General features: G+C 56.3%; 9 protein-coding genes, 1 tRNA gene, 2 rRNA genes and 1 pseudogene (1 of these 13 only partly in view). 10 read left to right on the plus strand and 3 right to left on the minus strand.

Annotation, left to right across the window (positions count from 1 at the left end; genetic code table 11):
* From AC3ISI_RS00790 to AC3ISI_RS00820, 7 genes and pseudogenes are all read left to right on the plus strand, one after another.
* Positions 1-1,810: ribosomal RNA gene (locus tag AC3ISI_RS00790) — 23S ribosomal RNA — on the plus strand; it begins 1,082 nt to the left of the window's first position.
* Positions 1,811-1,958: 148 nt separating this feature from the next.
* A 5S ribosomal RNA gene (gene rrf, locus AC3ISI_RS00795) occupies positions 1,959-2,074 on the plus strand.
* 287 nt (positions 2,075-2,361) lie between these two features.
* Positions 2,362-3,054 (plus strand): annotated as a pseudogene (locus AC3ISI_RS00800) (Mu transposase domain-containing protein); the annotation flags it as partial.
* Positions 3,055-3,074: 20 nt separating this feature from the next.
* Positions 3,075-3,830: an IS21-like element ISPsy14 family helper ATPase IstB gene (gene istB / locus AC3ISI_RS00805; protein ID WP_489335035.1), complete on the plus strand. Its 756-nt coding sequence runs from the start codon at positions 3,075-3,077 to the stop codon at positions 3,828-3,830.
* A gap of 361 nt (positions 3,831-4,191) precedes the next feature.
* Positions 4,192-5,643, plus strand: a complete 1,452-nt coding sequence (locus AC3ISI_RS00810) for a DUF3375 domain-containing protein (RefSeq protein ID WP_489335036.1) — start codon at positions 4,192-4,194, stop codon at positions 5,641-5,643.
* Positions 5,644-5,645: 2 nt separating this feature from the next.
* Positions 5,646-6,302, plus strand: coding sequence for a DUF4194 domain-containing protein (locus AC3ISI_RS00815; RefSeq protein WP_489335037.1), 657 nt, complete (start codon positions 5,646-5,648; stop codon positions 6,300-6,302).
* A gap of 67 nt (positions 6,303-6,369) precedes the next feature.
* Entirely contained in the window at positions 6,370-8,259 is a 1,890-nt protein-coding gene (locus AC3ISI_RS00820) for an ATP-binding protein (RefSeq protein WP_489335038.1), read from the plus strand.
* Here the strand turns inward: AC3ISI_RS00820 and istB (AC3ISI_RS00825) are convergent.
* Entirely contained in the window at positions 8,256-9,011 is a 756-nt protein-coding gene (istB, locus tag AC3ISI_RS00825) for an IS21-like element ISPre4 family helper ATPase IstB (protein WP_489333115.1), read from the minus strand. The two genes, AC3ISI_RS00820 and istB (AC3ISI_RS00825), sit on opposite strands and share 4 nt — an antisense overlap.
* Positions 9,012-9,031: 20 nt before the next feature.
* On the minus strand, positions 9,032-10,546 hold the full coding sequence (istA, locus tag AC3ISI_RS00830) for an IS21 family transposase (RefSeq protein ID WP_489333116.1): 1,515 nt from the start codon (positions 10,544-10,546) through the stop codon (positions 9,032-9,034).
* Between the two features lie 161 nt (positions 10,547-10,707).
* Between istA and AC3ISI_RS00835 the strand changes: the two genes are divergently transcribed.
* Positions 10,708-12,336, plus strand: coding sequence for an ATP-binding protein (locus tag AC3ISI_RS00835; protein WP_489335039.1), 1,629 nt, complete (start codon positions 10,708-10,710; stop codon positions 12,334-12,336).
* Positions 12,333-13,535 carry a DUF3322 domain-containing protein gene (locus AC3ISI_RS00840; protein ID WP_489335040.1) on the plus strand — a complete coding sequence of 401 codons (1,203 nt, stop codon included), beginning with the start codon at positions 12,333-12,335 and terminating at the stop codon, positions 13,533-13,535. The genes AC3ISI_RS00835 and AC3ISI_RS00840 overlap by 4 nt, the downstream gene beginning before the upstream one ends.
* A 63-nt stretch (positions 13,536-13,598) precedes the next feature.
* Here AC3ISI_RS00840 and AC3ISI_RS00845 read toward each other — a convergent pair.
* Positions 13,599-13,675 (minus strand) — tRNA-Arg (locus tag AC3ISI_RS00845).
* A 349-nt stretch (positions 13,676-14,024) separates the two neighbouring features.
* Here AC3ISI_RS00845 and gabD point away from each other — a divergent pair.
* On the plus strand, positions 14,025-15,467 hold the full coding sequence (gene gabD, locus AC3ISI_RS00850) for an NADP-dependent succinate-semialdehyde dehydrogenase (protein WP_489335042.1): 1,443 nt from the start codon (positions 14,025-14,027) through the stop codon (positions 15,465-15,467).
* The last annotated feature ends 177 nt before the right edge of the window (positions 15,468-15,644 follow it).

The following is a 15,644-nucleotide window of genomic DNA, read 5'->3' on the forward strand; positions in this document are numbered from 1 at the left end:
CGTAATAGCTCACTAGTCGAGTCGGCCTGCGCGGAAGATGTAACGGGGCTCAAACCATACACCGAAGCTACGGGTATCACTTAGGTGATGCGGTAGAGGAGCGTTCTGTAAGCCTGTGAAGGTGAGTTGAGAAGCTTGCTGGAGGTATCAGAAGTGCGAATGCTGACATGAGTAACGACAATGGGTGTGAAAAACACCCACGCCGAAAGACCAAGGTTTCCTGCGCAACGTTAATCGACGCAGGGTTAGTCGGTCCCTAAGGCGAGGCTGAAAAGCGTAGTCGATGGAAAACAGGTTAATATTCCTGTACTTCTGGTTATTGCGATGGAGGGACGGAGAAGGCTAGGCCAGCTTGGCGTTGGTTGTCCAAGTTTAAGGTGGTAGGCTGGAATCTTAGGTAAATCCGGGATTCTAAGGCCGAGAGCTGATGACGAGTGTTCTTTTAGAACACGAAGTGGTTGATGCCATGCTTCCAAGAAAAGCTTCTAAGCTTCAGGTAACCAGGAACCGTACCCCAAACCGACACAGGTGGTTGGGTAGAGAATACCAAGGCGCTTGAGAGAACTCGGGTGAAGGAACTAGGCAAAATGGCACCGTAACTTCGGGAGAAGGTGCGCCGGTGAGGGTGAAGCATTTACTGCGTAAGCCCATGCCGGTCGAAGATACCAGGCCGCTGCGACTGTTTATTAAAAACACAGCACTCTGCAAACACGAAAGTGGACGTATAGGGTGTGACGCCTGCCCGGTGCCGGAAGGTTAATTGATGGGGTTAGCTAACGCGAAGCTCTTGATCGAAGCCCCGGTAAACGGCGGCCGTAACTATAACGGTCCTAAGGTAGCGAAATTCCTTGTCGGGTAAGTTCCGACCTGCACGAATGGCGTAACGATGGCGGCGCTGTCTCCACCCGAGACTCAGTGAAATTGAAATCGCTGTGAAGATGCAGTGTATCCGCGGCTAGACGGAAAGACCCCGTGAACCTTTACTATAGCTTTGCACTGGACTTTGAATTTGCTTGTGTAGGATAGGTGGGAGGCTTTGAAGCGTGGACGCCAGTTCGCGTGGAGCCAACCTTGAAATACCACCCTGGCAACTTTGAGGTTCTAACTCAGGTCCGTTATCCGGATCGAGGACAGTGTATGGTGGGTAGTTTGACTGGGGCGGTCTCCTCCTAAAGAGTAACGGAGGAGTACGAAGGTGCGCTCAGACCGGTCGGAAATCGGTCGTAGAGTATAAAGGCAAAAGCGCGCTTGACTGCGAGACAGACACGTCGAGCAGGTACGAAAGTAGGTCTTAGTGATCCGGTGGTTCTGTATGGAAGGGCCATCGCTCAACGGATAAAAGGTACTCCGGGGATAACAGGCTGATACCGCCCAAGAGTTCATATCGACGGCGGTGTTTGGCACCTCGATGTCGGCTCATCACATCCTGGGGCTGAAGCCGGTCCCAAGGGTATGGCTGTTCGCCATTTAAAGTGGTACGCGAGCTGGGTTTAGAACGTCGTGAGACAGTTCGGTCCCTATCTGCCGTGGACGTTTGAGATTTGAGAGGGGCTGCTCCTAGTACGAGAGGACCGGAGTGGACGAACCTCTGGTGTTCCGGTTGTCACGCCAGTGGCATTGCCGGGTAGCTATGTTCGGAATAGATAACCGCTGAAAGCATCTAAGCGGGAAACTAGCCTCAAGATGAGATCTCACTGGGACCTTGAGTCCCCTGAAGGGCCGTCGAAGACTACGACGTTGATAGGTTGGGTGTGTAAGCGCTGTGAGGCGTTGAGCTAACCAATACTAATTGCCCGTGAGGCTTGACCATATAACACCCAAGCAATTTGCGTCGAAAGGCCAGATTGCGGTGTGTGAAGACGAAAGAACCGAAAGTTCGAAAGCAACGCACAAATCTATTGCATACCCATTCGCTGGAGCGTGATCTCGCAAGAGAGCACGAACTGGCTACCGAATTTCTTGACGACCATAGAGCATTGGAACCACCTGATCCCATCCCGAACTCAGCAGTGAAACGATGCATCGCCGATGGTAGTGTGGGGTTTCCCCATGTGAGAGTAGGTCATCGTCAAGATTAAATTCCAAAACCCCTATCTGCGTATGCAGGTAGGGGTTTTGTTTTGTCCGCAGGAAAGTGACAAGGCGAAAAAGGGATAGCCCAATGACTATCCCTTTTCCGGAGTTTCGCTTGGTAAGGGGCCGGCGAATACACCTTTCATGGTCAGCAGAAAACTGGTGAGGAAGGAGTATCCACCTTCGTAACCCTGCTCGCGGATCTCCCTCAACAGCAAGATGGCTGGACTCCAATAGGGTCGAGCGGCTTTTACGCGCAGGCGTAGGTAGATCTCGAAGGGCGCAAGCTTGCCCACACGCTGCGCGCTGCTGCTGGATCGCCTCAATCAGAAGCCCTTCAAGAAGCTGCCCGGCTCACGCCGCTCGGCCTTCGAGACCATCGACCAACCCGCACTGCAACCGCTACCAGAACATCCGTATGTCTACGCCGAATGGAAAAAGGTGCGGGTGCACATCGACTACCACGTCGAGGTCGACGGCCATTACTACTCGGTGCCGTACCAGCTGGTGAAGCACCAACTCGAAGTGCGGCTAACCGCTAAGACCGTCGAGTGCTTCCACGCCAACCAGCGGGTGGCCAGCCATCTGCGCTCGCCGCACAAAGGCCGCCACACCACCCAAACCGAGCACATGCCCAAAAGTCACCGCGAACATGCCGAATGGACGCCGCAGCGACTGATCCACTGGGCTGAACAGACCGGGCCGAACACCGCTGGTGTCATCGCCTACATCCTCGAACGCCGAATCCATCCGCAGCACGGCTTCCGCGCCTGCCTGGGGATCCTGCGCCTGGGCAAACAGCACGGCGAAGAGCGGCTGGAAGCCGCTTGCCAGCGCGCGCTGGCACTGGGCGCGTGCAGCTACAAAAGCCTGGAATCGATCCTGCGCCAAGGCTTGGAGCGGCTACCGCTTGCCCAGCAAAACCTGCCGTTACTGCCCGAAGAACACATCAACCTGCGCGGCCCTGGCTACTACCACTGACCTGAAAAAGGAGCACCAAAATGCTGCCCAACCCGACACTCGACAAGCTACAAACCCTGCGCCTGCACGGCATGATCAAGGCGCTTGGCGAACAGCACGCAACGCCTGACATCAACGATCTCAGCTTCGACGAACGCCTCGGTCTGATGGTCGACCGCGAGCTGACCGAGCGCGAAGACGCCCGCCTGACTACTCGCCTCAAAGCCGCACGACTGCGCCATAACGCCTGCCTGGAAGACATCGACTACCGCAGCCCGCGCGGCCTGGACAAATCTCTGATCCTGCAACTGGGCAGCGGCCAGTGGCTGCGCGACGGCCTGAACCTGATCATCGGCGGCCCAACTGGCGTAGGCAAAACCTGGCTCGCCTGCGCGCTAGCGCACAAGGCCTGCCGCGACGGTTACAGCGTGCGTTATCTGCGCCTGCCGCGCTTGATGGAAGAACTGGGCCTGGCCCACGGCGACGGTCGCTTCGCCAAACTCATGGCGGGTTATGCCAAGACCGATCTGTTGATCCCGGACGACTGGGGCCTTGCACCGTTTACCGCCGCGCAACGGCGCGACATGCTGGAACTGCTGGACGACCGTTACGGAAACCGCTCGACGCTGGTGACCAGCCAGATGCCGGTGGATAAATGGCATGCGCTAATTGGTGATCCGACCTTGGGCGATGCGATCCTCGACCGGCTGGTGCACAACGCTTACCGCATCGAACTGAAGGGCGAATCGATGCGCAGGCGCGCAACGAAATTGACTGCAACTGGGACTTCAGACTAACAATGCGAACCTGCGTCGCTGCGCTCCGACTGCCTGTCCAAGTGAGCGTGGAATGAGTGTCAAAATGATCGTGGGCTGAGTGTCCAAGTGTCGTGGAATCTGCAGGCAGCTCGCAAAAGCTGCATTTTGCCCAAGTGGGTCAGTTTTGCATCGGTACTGAAACTTTTGGAAGTAACGCTCCCGTGGCAGCGGCTCCGGCGCTTCTTAATGAAGGGCTTTTGTATTGCGAGGGACGAAAGGCCTGCCAAGATCGGTGCACCATCAGTAGCTATCCGTAAGGATGGTGAAACAATTCAGCGCTGGCAAATTCTGCAGAGTGGCGACATTGTCGGGATACCAGCAGCTGCCCGGAAATCAATCCGTGATCGATTACGCCACCCTTGATGCCATGCGCACCCACCATCCAGCGTGGCGGTTATTGCGTTCAGACCATGCGCCGCTGGTGGCCAGCTTTCTGCATCGAGTGTTTGTAGTCACCAATGTACGTGTCATCTCCGCTACTGACTTGGCTGAAGCGTTGGAGGATGAGCTGTACGTATTGCGCAGACGGCTGGACGACGATGCCTTTCCAAAACCGGCAATGTACTACCTTAACGAATGGGCCAGCCCCGAGAAGGGTTGGTTGCGCAAGTTCTATCGTCAGGGGTCCGACGAGCCGCAGTTTGATCTGACACCCTCCACCGAGAAAGCCATTACCTGGCTGGATACGCTGACTGAGCGCGGCTTCGTCGGGACGGAGTCACGCTTGTTGACCTTGTTCGAGCTGCTAAAGCAAATGAGTGAAGGCAGCGAGGTTGATCCTGGCAAGCGCATTACCGATTTGCAGAAGCGGCGTGATGAGCTCGATGCAGAAATTGCCCAAATCCTGGCAGGCAATATCCCGTTGTTGGACGACACGGCGTTGAAGGATCGCTTTCAGCAGTTCACTCAATTGGCGCGAGAATTACTCTCCGATTTTCGTGAGGTCGAGCATAACTTCCGTCTGCTTGACCGCCGCGTACGTGAGCGGATAGCTCTGTGGGATGGAGCCAAGGGCGCCCTTTTGGAAGAAATCATGGGCGAGCGCGATGCAATCTCGGACTCTGATCAAGGACGTAGCTTCAGAGCCTTTTGGGGTTTCCTGATGTCTAGTCGTCGTCAGGAGGAGTTAACTGAGCTGCTTGATCGCGTGCTGGCGTTGGCACCCGTAGCCGAGTTGAAGCCGGACATCCGCACTCGACGAGTGCATTACGATTGGCTTGAGGCGGGTGAGCACACGCAGCGAACGGTCGCGCAACTTTCACAACAACTGCGACGATTTCTGGATGATCAGGTTTGGCTGGAGAACCGTCGGATCATGGACATCCTGCATGGTATTGAAGCCAAAGCCTTGAATGCGCGTGATAACCCACCTCTGGGCGCGGTCATGGACATCGCTGGACTGGCTGCCGACATTGAGCTGCCCATGGAACGACCCCTGTATACGCCAGCCCTCAAACCGGTATTTGCTGATATCGCTTTGCAGGCTGGGGAAGAGGATGTGGATGCAGGTGCGCTGTATTCTCAAAGAGTGGTTGATTTTGTGCGGTTGGCAAGCCACATCCGTCACACATTGCAGGACCGTTCACAAATCACACTGCGTGAGCTGACTGAGTTACAGCCGTTACAGCAGGGTTTGGCTGAGTTGGTTGCCTATCTCCAGCTAGGCAGTGGGTCGTTCAAAACGGTAGTGGATGAAACTACGTCGGAGTTTATTGATTGGGATGCGATGGCCAGCGATGGCACGTTGGTGAGCAAGCAGGCTCTGCTGCCACGCATTATTTTTGTGAGGTGAGAATGAACGAAGAGCAAGCCGCTCTTGGCGCTCCCATAGACTCTGCTCAGATCGACCTTCCGACACTGGTGGTTTCGCTGCTGAAGGGGGTTATTTACCGAGAAGGGGATGAGCGTTTGTGGGGGGCGCTTCTCGAGTTGCAGGCTCGAGTTCGTGACTACGTAGTCGTCTTGGGCCTGGACCTGATGCTCGATGAAGCTGAGGGCTACGCTTTCCTCAAGAGCCGCGCCGAATTCTCTGAAGAAGACGTTGCCCTGAAGATCCCCCGACTGATTGCACGTCGTCCCTTGTCTTTCCCTGTCAGCCTGTTGTTGGCCCTGCTTCGCAAGAAACTTGCCGAGTTCGATGCCAGTGGCGGCGATACACGGTTAGTTCTGGCGCGTGACGACATTATCGAGCTGGTACGAGTGTTCCTGCCTGACAGCAGTAACGAAGCGAAGCTTATCGACCAGATCGAAACTCACATCACCAAAATTGTCGAGTTAGGTTTTTTGCGTCGCCTTAAGGCGGTAAACGGACCGGTCAGCTATGAGGTACGGCGCATCCTCAAAGCCTTCGTCGATGCGCAATGGCTGGCGGAATTCGATGCTCGGCTGGCGCAATATCAAGCCCGACTCGCGGGTGAGATCGATAGTGGACGGGAGGGTGACAAGGATTAGAAAGGCGGGAGCGCAGACGGGCATGGAAGTGCGTCTGTAGGCAGCTGTATATATCAGGAGATACGCAATGAATGAACCGCAAATATTAGGGTTGGACTTCGTCGGCGATGACACATTGTCAGGCTTTCGTCTGCAGCGGCTGGAAGTGTTCAACTGGGGCACTTTTGATGACAAGGTGTGGACATTATCGCCCGGTAGCAAAAACAGTTTGCTCACAGGTGATATCGGCTCCGGAAAATCCACCTTAGTGGATGCGATTACCACGTTGCTGGTGCCTGCCCATCGTATCGCCTATAACAAGGCCGCCGGTGCTGACAACAAGGAGCGAACACTTCGCTCGTATGTGCTTGGGCATTACAAGTCCGAGCGCAACGAGGTGACGGGCACGGCCAAGCCTGTTGCCCTGCGTAATCACAATAACTATTCGGTGATTCTTGGCGTCTTCCGCAACGCCGGGTATGACCAGACGGTCACCTTGGCCCAGGTATTCTGGATGAAGGAGGCGCAGGGGCAGCCAGCTCGCTTCTTTATTGGCGCCGAGAGAGACCTGTCGATCGCCAAGGACTTTGCCAACTTCGATTCGGACTTCGCACAGCTACGTAAAAGGTTGCGAACACTAGGCGCCGATATCGAGGACAGTTTTCCCAAGTACGGGGCCTGGTTTCGGCGTCGCCTTGGTATCGACAATGATCAGGCGATGGAACTCTTCCATCAAACAGTGTCGATGAAGTCGGTAGGCAATCTTACCGATTTCGTACGTAGTCATATGCTTGAGCCGTTCGACGCAGCGCAACGTATCGGTGCCCTGATCAGTCATTTCGATGACCTGAGCCGTGCCCATGAGGCCGTGCTCAAGGCTAAGCAACAGGTGGAGTTGCTTGTACCTCTGGTGGCTGATTGTGACCGACACCGAGCGCAGGCGACAGAACATCAAAGCTTGCGTGACTGCCGCGAGGCTCTTAAGCCATGGTTCTCGGAGATCAAGCTCAGGTTGTTGGATAAGCGCTTGCAATTATTGGCTGAGGATCTGGCACGGTTAGCCAAGAAAAAAGAGCGTGGTACTGAACAGCGTGACGGGCAGCGTAAGGAGGTGGAGTCGCTCAAGCGCGCGGTGGCAGCTCACGGTGGTGCCCGGCTGGAGGAGTTGGCTGCTGAAATACGCGAGCAGGAAAGTGAACGTGGTCGGCGGCAACAGCGTGCACAGCGTTATGCACAACTGCTTGCCACATTGGGCGAGTCCCCTGGCAATGATGAAAATGAATTCACTCGGCTGAGACAGCGCACATTGGCTCACCGCGAAGAGATCAGTCAGCAGGAAGCCGAGCTACAGAATCAGGTCACCGAATGGGGCGTATCGCTGCGTGAAGGCAGGCGTGAGCATGAACTGTTGGTCCGGGAGATCAACAGCCTCAAGGCAAGGCGCAGCAACATCCCGTCGGCTCAGATCAATATGCGTGCATCCATGTGCGATGCGCTGGGTCTCGATGAAGATGCCATGCCGTTTATTGGCGAACTGATTCAGGTTCGAGAAGAACATCTTGGCTGGGAAGGTGCGATTGAACGTGTCCTGCATAACTTCGGTCTGGCCCTATTGGTCCCGGACGAGCAATACGCTCAGGTGGCGGCTTGGGTCGATCGAACTCATTTGGCGGGGCGTCTGGTGTACTTTCGGGTACGGTCGCCGCGTCAGGCCGATACGCCAGATCTACACTTGGAATCATTGGTCAGGAAGCTAAGCGTCAAACCCGATTCGGCTTTTTACCACTGGTTGGAGCGCGAACTCGCTTATCGCTTCAACTACGCCTGCTGTGAGACATCAGAGCAATTTCGCCGAGAAACGCGAGCAATCTGCGGATTCCACGCCATCCGGACACTCAGCCCACCAACATCCGGACACTCGTTCCACGCTCATTCGGACAGGCAGTCGGAGCGTAGCGACGCAGGTTTGTATTGTTAGTCTGAAGTCCCTTCTGCCGTCAATTTCGTCGCGCGTCTGCGCAGCGATTCGCCCTTCAGTTCGATCCGATAAGCGTTGTGCACTAACCGGTCGAGGATCGCATCGCCCAAGGTTGGATCGCCGATCAGTGCATGCCATTTGTCCACCGGCATTTGGCTGGTCACCAGTGTTGAGCGGTTCCCGTAGCGGTCGTCCAGCAGTTCCAACATGTCGCGCCGTTGCGGCGCGGTAAACGTCGCGAGACCCCAGTCGTCCAAGATCAATAGGTCAGTCTTGGCATAGCCCGCCATCAGTTTGGCGAAGCGACCATCACCGTGCGCCAGGCCCAGTTCTTCCATCAGACGCGGCAGGCGCAGGTAGCGCACGCTGTAGCCGTCCCGGCAGGCCTTGTGGGCCAGCGCACAGGCGAGCCACGTTTTGCCTACGCCAGTCGGGCCGCCGATGATCAGGTTCAGGCCATCGCGCAGCCATTGGCCGCTGCCCAGTTGCAGGATCAGGGATTTGTCCAGGCCACGCGGGCTGCGGTAGTCGATGTCCTCCAAGCAGGCGTTGTGACGCAGTCGGGCTGCTTTGAGGCGGGTGGTCAAGCGCGCGTTTTCACGCTCTGTCAGCTCGCGGTCGACCATCAGGCCCAGGCGCTCATCGAAGCTGAGGTCGTTGATGTCGGGCGTCGCGTGTTGCTCGCCTAGCGCTTTGATCATGCCGTGCAGCCGCAGGGTTTGCAGCTTGTCCAGAGTCGGGTTGGGTAGCATTTCGATGCTCCTTTTTCAGGTCAGTGGTAATAGCCTGGGCCACGCAGGTTGATGTGTTCATCGGGCAACAGCGGCAGGTTTTGTTGGGCCAGCGGTAGCTTTTCCAGGCCTTGGCGCAGGATCGATTCGAGGCTCTTGTAACTGCATGCGCCCAGTGCCAGCGCACGCTGGCAAGCGGCCTCCAGCCGCGCTTCGCCGTGATGTTTACCCAGCCGCAGGATGCCCAGACAGGCGCGGAAGCCGTGCTGCGGATGGATTCGGCGTTCGAGGATGTAGGCGATGACGCCGGCAGTGTTCGGCCCGGTCTGCTCTGCCCAGCGGATCAGCCGTTGCGGTGTCCACTCGGCGTGTTCGCGGTGACTCTTGGGCATGTGCTCGATCTGGGTGGTGTGACGGCCTTTGTGTGGCGAGCGCCGGTGGCTGGCCACGCGTTGGTTGGCGTGGAAGCACTCGACGGTCTGCGCGGTCAGGCGCACTTCGAGCTGGCGCTTCACCAGTTGGTACGGCACCGAGTAGTAATGGCCGTCGACCTCGACGTGGTAGTCGATGTGGACGCGCACTTTTTTCCATTCGGCGTAGACGTAAGGGTGCTCCGGCAGCGGTTGTAGCGCCGGTTGGTCGATGGTCTCGAAGGCCGAGCGGCGTGAGCCGGGCAGCTTTTTGAAGGGCCGTTGGTTAAGACGTTCGAGCAACACACCGATGGCCGTGTTGAGTTCGCCCAAGGAGAAAAACTGGCGATTGCGCAGCGCCGCGAGGATCCAGCGCTCGACCACCTGCACACCCACTTCGACCTTGGCTTTGTCCTTGGGTTTACGCGAGCGCGCGGGCAACACGGCAACGCCGTAGTGCTCGGCCAAGTCGCGGTAGCTGGGGTTGATGTCCGGTTCGTAGCGGTGGGCTTTGGTGACGCCGCTGCGCAGATTGTCGGGCACCAGGATCTGTGATGTACCGCCGAAAAAAGCAAAACATCGAGCGTGCGAGCCCAGCCAGTCGGGGAGTTTCTGCGACCAGGTGGCCTCGGCAAAGGTGTAACTGGAGGCGCCCAGCACGGCGACGAAGACCTGCGCTTGGCGGATTTCGCCGGTGCGCCCGTCAATGATCGGCACGGTCTGGCCGGCGTAATCGACGAACAGCTTTTCGCCCGCGCGGTGCTCCTGACGCATGACCACATCGATCTTGGCGGCCCAAAGGCGGTAGTGCTCGCAGTACCAGCTGTATTGAAAACCTTGCGGATGGCTGAGGCGGTATTCCTGCCAGAGCAAAGCCAAAGTCACGCCGGGGCGGCGCAGCTCGGCGTGCGCCCATGCCCAGTCAGGCATCGGACGTTGATCACTTGGCGCAGGTACTGCCGGTGGAAACAAGCGTCGGTTCAGCTCCGCATCAGAGATATCGATGGGCCACTGAAGCCCACTGGCAGCGAACCGGCAAAGGTAGTCTCCTGCACTCGAATGGCCAATGGATAAGCTTCTGGCGATCTTGCGCACGGACAGGCCGGTGTCGAACTTAAGGCGTAGTACCTCTCGGATTTTACGCATGGATATACGCTCCACGGCGACCTCTTTGCTTCGAGAAAAGAGGTCGATGGTAGTGAAAAACCCTGCGTCGCTGCCTGCCTTAAAGTGTCCGGATAGCCGTGGAATCGGTGTCCGAATGCTCGTGGAATGAGTGTCCGGATCAGCGTGGAATCAGTGTCCGGATGTTGGTGGAATGGGTGTCCGGATGGTCATGGAATCCCCAAGCAATCTCCAAGTCCGGTCAGATAAAGACCTCCGGCGAACGTCATGAAAAAGACGACCGTCATCGGCTGGATGACCGTAGTCGCTACGTCCTGGGTTGGAGCAATTCGGCCAAAATAGCCGCGCTTGAGGCTACGAAAGACACCCTTGAACTGCGGTTGGGCAAAATCGGCTCAGACATTGCCGGGGGAGAGAAGCTTCGAGGGCAATGGCGTCAGAAACTGGAAGCATTGGCCGCACTCAACGAATTCAATGATTACCGGGATCTCGACTGGGCTGGCTGTGCCGCCGCCGTCGCGCGATTACAAGATGAAAAGGCACAATTGGAATCTGCCAGTGACACCTTGCTGCAACTAAGTGCCCAGCTTGAAAAGGTACAAGCTGGGTTGCGTATCACCGAAGATGACTTGTCGAATGTGGATAAGGAGCTCGGTAGTGTCGAGTCGAAACGCGAGTCCGCTGCGGCATTGCACGTCGAAACGAGCAATTTGCTGACCGATATTCTGGCTGAGACACGTTCTCGGTTAGATGAGTTGCGTATGGAGGTGCTGGGAGAGCACCAGCTTTCGGTTGAATCCTGTGATAACCGCGAGAGCGAGGTACGCAAGGCGCTGCAGGAAAAGATAGATGCCGAAGCAAAGGTGCTGGAACGGCTTAGAGATAAGATCATCAAGGCAATGGCGGCCTTCAAGGATGCCTACAAACTTGAGACCAGCGAGTTTGATGCCGACTTGAGCGCGGCTCCTGAATATCGTGAGCTGCTCGACCAATTGAACCGAGACGATCTGCCGCGCTTTGAGCTGCGTTTCAAGGAACTGCTCAACGTAAATACGATAAACGAAATTGCTAATTTCAACGGCCAGCTTGCGCGCGAACGCGAAACCATCAAAGAACGCATTGCAAGAATCAACGAGTCATTGGGGCAGATCGACTACAACCCAGGGCGCTATATCGTGCTTGAGTCGCAGGTCAGTCCGGATGCCGAGATCCGAGATTTTCAGACTGAATTGCGCGCCTGCACCGAAGGAGCATTAACCGGTTCCGACGACGCCCAGTACTCAGAGGTTAAATTTTTGCAGGTCAAAACCATCATCGACCGTTTTCGTGGTCGAGAGGGGCTTTCAGAGCAGGATCGGCGTTGGACCGCCAAAGTCACTGACGTGCGCAACTGGTTTCTGTTTGCTGCCAGCGAACGTTGGCGCGAGGACGACCGTGAGCATGAGCATTACTCCGATTCTGGCGGCAAGTCTGGAGGTCAAAAGGAAAAGCTTGCCTACACCATCCTGGCGGCAAGCCTTGCCTATCAGTTCGGTTTGGAGTGGGGAGCCGTGCGTTCGCGCTCGTTCCGCTTCGTGGTTATCGACGAAGCCTTTGGTCGTGGTTCTGATGAGTCTGCACAGTACGGTTTGAAGCTCTTTCAGCAACTCAACTTGCAATTGCTCATCGTCACGCCTTTGCAGAAAATCCATATCATCGAACCTTTCGTCTCCAGTGTGGGGTTCGTTCAGAATGACGGTGGTCGGGCCTCCAAACTGCGCAACCTTTCTATTGAGGAGTATCGGTTGAATAAGGCAGATTTCTCATCATGAGCTGGACAACAGCCAACGATTTGAAGGACCAACTTCGACGTCTTTGGGGGCGTGGTGATCTGCTGCGTCCCCTGATTATTGGTGAAACATGGATGCCGCGGCGCCTAACACTGAAAGTACCAGGCTCTGCGGAGTTAAGCGGACAGTTCGACTCGGTCAGGTCATGGATCGCCGGCATCACTGCCATTCCCTATGTCCGTATTGAATGGCGCGAGGTGAATCATCGGGTTCTCGGTGCCCAACGTCTGCCGGATGCTGTCTGGGTGGACACTCTCGATGCTGCGACCATGCTGATTGGCAAAAGCGAAGACTTGAGGCGCTTTATCGAGGTGCTTGCTCTTACGCGGCAAGAACAACCTTTACTGGTCAAGTGGCTGCGTGCGCGCCCATTACAGGCTATCGAGCTCGCTGCGCAATGGCCTTGTTTTCTGAAAATTGTGGCCTGGATTACCGAGCATCCACGTCCCGGTATCTATCTGAGGCAGGTGGACATTCCCGGTATTCACAGCAAATTCATCGAAGGGCACAGGGTATTGCTCTGTGAGCTATTCGATTTGGTGCTGCCAGAGGCGGCCATCGCCCTTGATCAAACGGGTGTCGGGAAATTTACTGCCCGTTATGGCTTTCTCGATAAACCGGTGCGAATCCGTTTTCGGGTGCTTGATGATCGGATCGCTTTTTTATCAGGCTCGATACTGCCCGACATTACGCTGGACTCTGACAGTTTCGCCAGGCTGGACTTATCTGTGGGGCATGTGTTCATTACTGAGAACGAAACCAACTTTCTGGCTTTCCCGCCCGTATCGAACTCCATTGTGATCTTCGGAGGTGGTTATGGTTGGGAAGCACTGGGGCGGGCTGGTTGGCTTGCACGCTGTACGATTCATTATTGGGGGGATATTGACACGCATGGCTTCGCCATTCTTGATCGGCTTCGCCGCCGGTTTGATCATGTTGAGTCATTTCTGATGGATCGCAGGACGCTCATAGCCCATGAGGACCTATGGGGAGAAGAGCCGGAACAAGTCTTAAATGACTTGCCTAATCTCACCGAAAAAGAAAGGGCTCTGTTCGACGAGCTGAGAGATAACCGAATCCGTACTGGCTTACGGCTGGAGCAAGAGTACGTCAGCTACCAGTGGTTGAAGGCTGCGCTGAACGGATTGTGTGGGCTGCAAAGAAAAGCCCCACAAGTGTAAACCTGTGGGGCTTTTCGGTCAGACTAGCCACCCCACGTGTGACGTGAGGTTTTTCTTTCAGTTTGGTGCACCAGGCGGGATTCGAACCCACGACCCCTGCCTTCGGAGGGCAGTACTCTATCCAGCTGAGCTACTGGTGCAATGCGGGCGCCATAATACTCATATGCATTGCAGGCGTCCATGCTGCTGAATTGCCTGCGCTTTTCGAAGCTGTAACAGGTGCTTGCTACGTTGATCCGAAAAATAACGCAAATGCGGCGTTTTCGTTCTTTTTTTCGAACAGCCTATTGTCCTTTAGCCCCTTTGATCCTAGGATTCGTTTGAGATTTCAAACGCTCTTGTCTGGGTGCTGAACCGTACGGTATCAATCAGTGCGCTATTTATGTGCTTCAGCCCAGTGAATGATTTCCCTGACGGCAGCCTATAGGGCGCCTTTCTACAATCATAATTTGCTCCGCGCCTGCCGCGGTGCTGTTAAGGAAAGCCGACATGCAGCTTAAAGACACCCAGTTGTTCCGCCAACAAGCCTTCATCGATGGCGCGTGGGTCGATGCAGACAATGGTCAGACGATCAAAGTGAACAACCCGGCAACGGGCGAAATTCTGGGCACTGTGCCCAAAATGGGCGCTGTCGAAACCCGTCGTGCGATCGAAGCCGCTGACAAAGCGCTGCCGGCCTGGCGTGCACTGACCGCCAAGGACCGCGCGAACAAGCTGCGTCGCTGGTTCGAGCTGATCATCGAAAACCAGGACGACCTGGCTCGCCTGATGACCCTCGAGCAGGGCAAGCCATTGGCCGAAGCCAAGGGCGAAATCGTTTACGCCGCATCCTTCATCGAATGGTTCGCCGAAGAAGCCAAGCGCGTCTACGGTGACGTGATTCCGGGCCACCAGCCAGACAAGCGCCTGATCGTGATCAAGCAGCCAATCGGCGTGACCGCTGCCATTACTCCGTGGAACTTCCCGGCCGCGATGATCACCCGTAAAGCCGGCCCAGCCCTGGCTGCCGGTTGCACCATGGTGCTCAAGCCTGCTTCGCAAACTCCGTTCTCCGCGTTCGCCCTGGCTGAACTGGCTCAACGTGCTGGTATCCCGAAAGGCGTGTTCAGCGTTGTTTCCGGCAGCGCCGGCGACATCGGCAGCGAGCTGACCAGCAACCCGATCGTTCGCAAACTGTCCTTCACCGGCTCGACCGAAATCGGTCGCCAGTTGATGGCTGAATGCGCGAAGGACATCAAGAAAGTGTCCCTGGAACTGGGCGGCAACGCGCCGTTCATCGTGTTCGACGACGCGGACCTGGATAAGGCCGTAGAAGGCGCGATCATTTCCAAGTACCGCAACAACGGCCAGACCTGCGTCTGCGCCAACCGCCTGTACATTCAGGATTCGGTCTACGACGCGTTCGCCGAGAAGCTGAAAGTAGCTGTGGCCAAACTCAAGATCGGCAACGGTCTGGAAGAAGGCACTACCACGGGCCCGCTGATCGACGAAAAAGCCGTGGCCAAGGTTCAAGAGCACATTGCTGACGCGATCAGCAAAGGCGCAACCGTTCTGGCCGGTGGCAAGGTTATGGAAGGCAACTTCTTTGAGCCAACCATTCTGACCAACGTTCCAAAGAACGCTGCCGTGGCCAAGGAAGAAACCTTCGGTCCATTGGCACCGCTGTTCCGCTTCAAAGACGAAGCCGAAGTGATCGCGATGTCCAACGACACCGAGTTCGGTCTGGCCTCGTACTTCTATGCTCGTGACCTGGGCCGTGTGTTCCGTGTGGCTGAAGCCCTGGAATACGGCATGGTCGGCGTCAACACTGGGTTGATCTCCAACGAAGTCGCGCCATTCGGTGGCATCAAGGCGTCGGGCCTGGGCCGTGAAGGCTCCAAGTACGGCATCGAAGATTACCTGGAAATCAAATACCTCTGCCTGGGCATCTAAGCCCGGCTAGGCATTTTGCTTCAAACGCAAAGGGCACGAGAGCGCTGTCCCTTTGCGTGCTTCAACCGGAATTTTCTCTGTGGCCGGGAAAGCTGTGGCAGTCGATCATCGCATGCTGCCGTAGTTGCCTCCCCGCTGCATTTTCCTTGAGCCACGCCGCCCGATGAGCGGCGAATG

It is taken from the genome of Pseudomonas sp. GL_139_B (assembly GCF_057834475.1).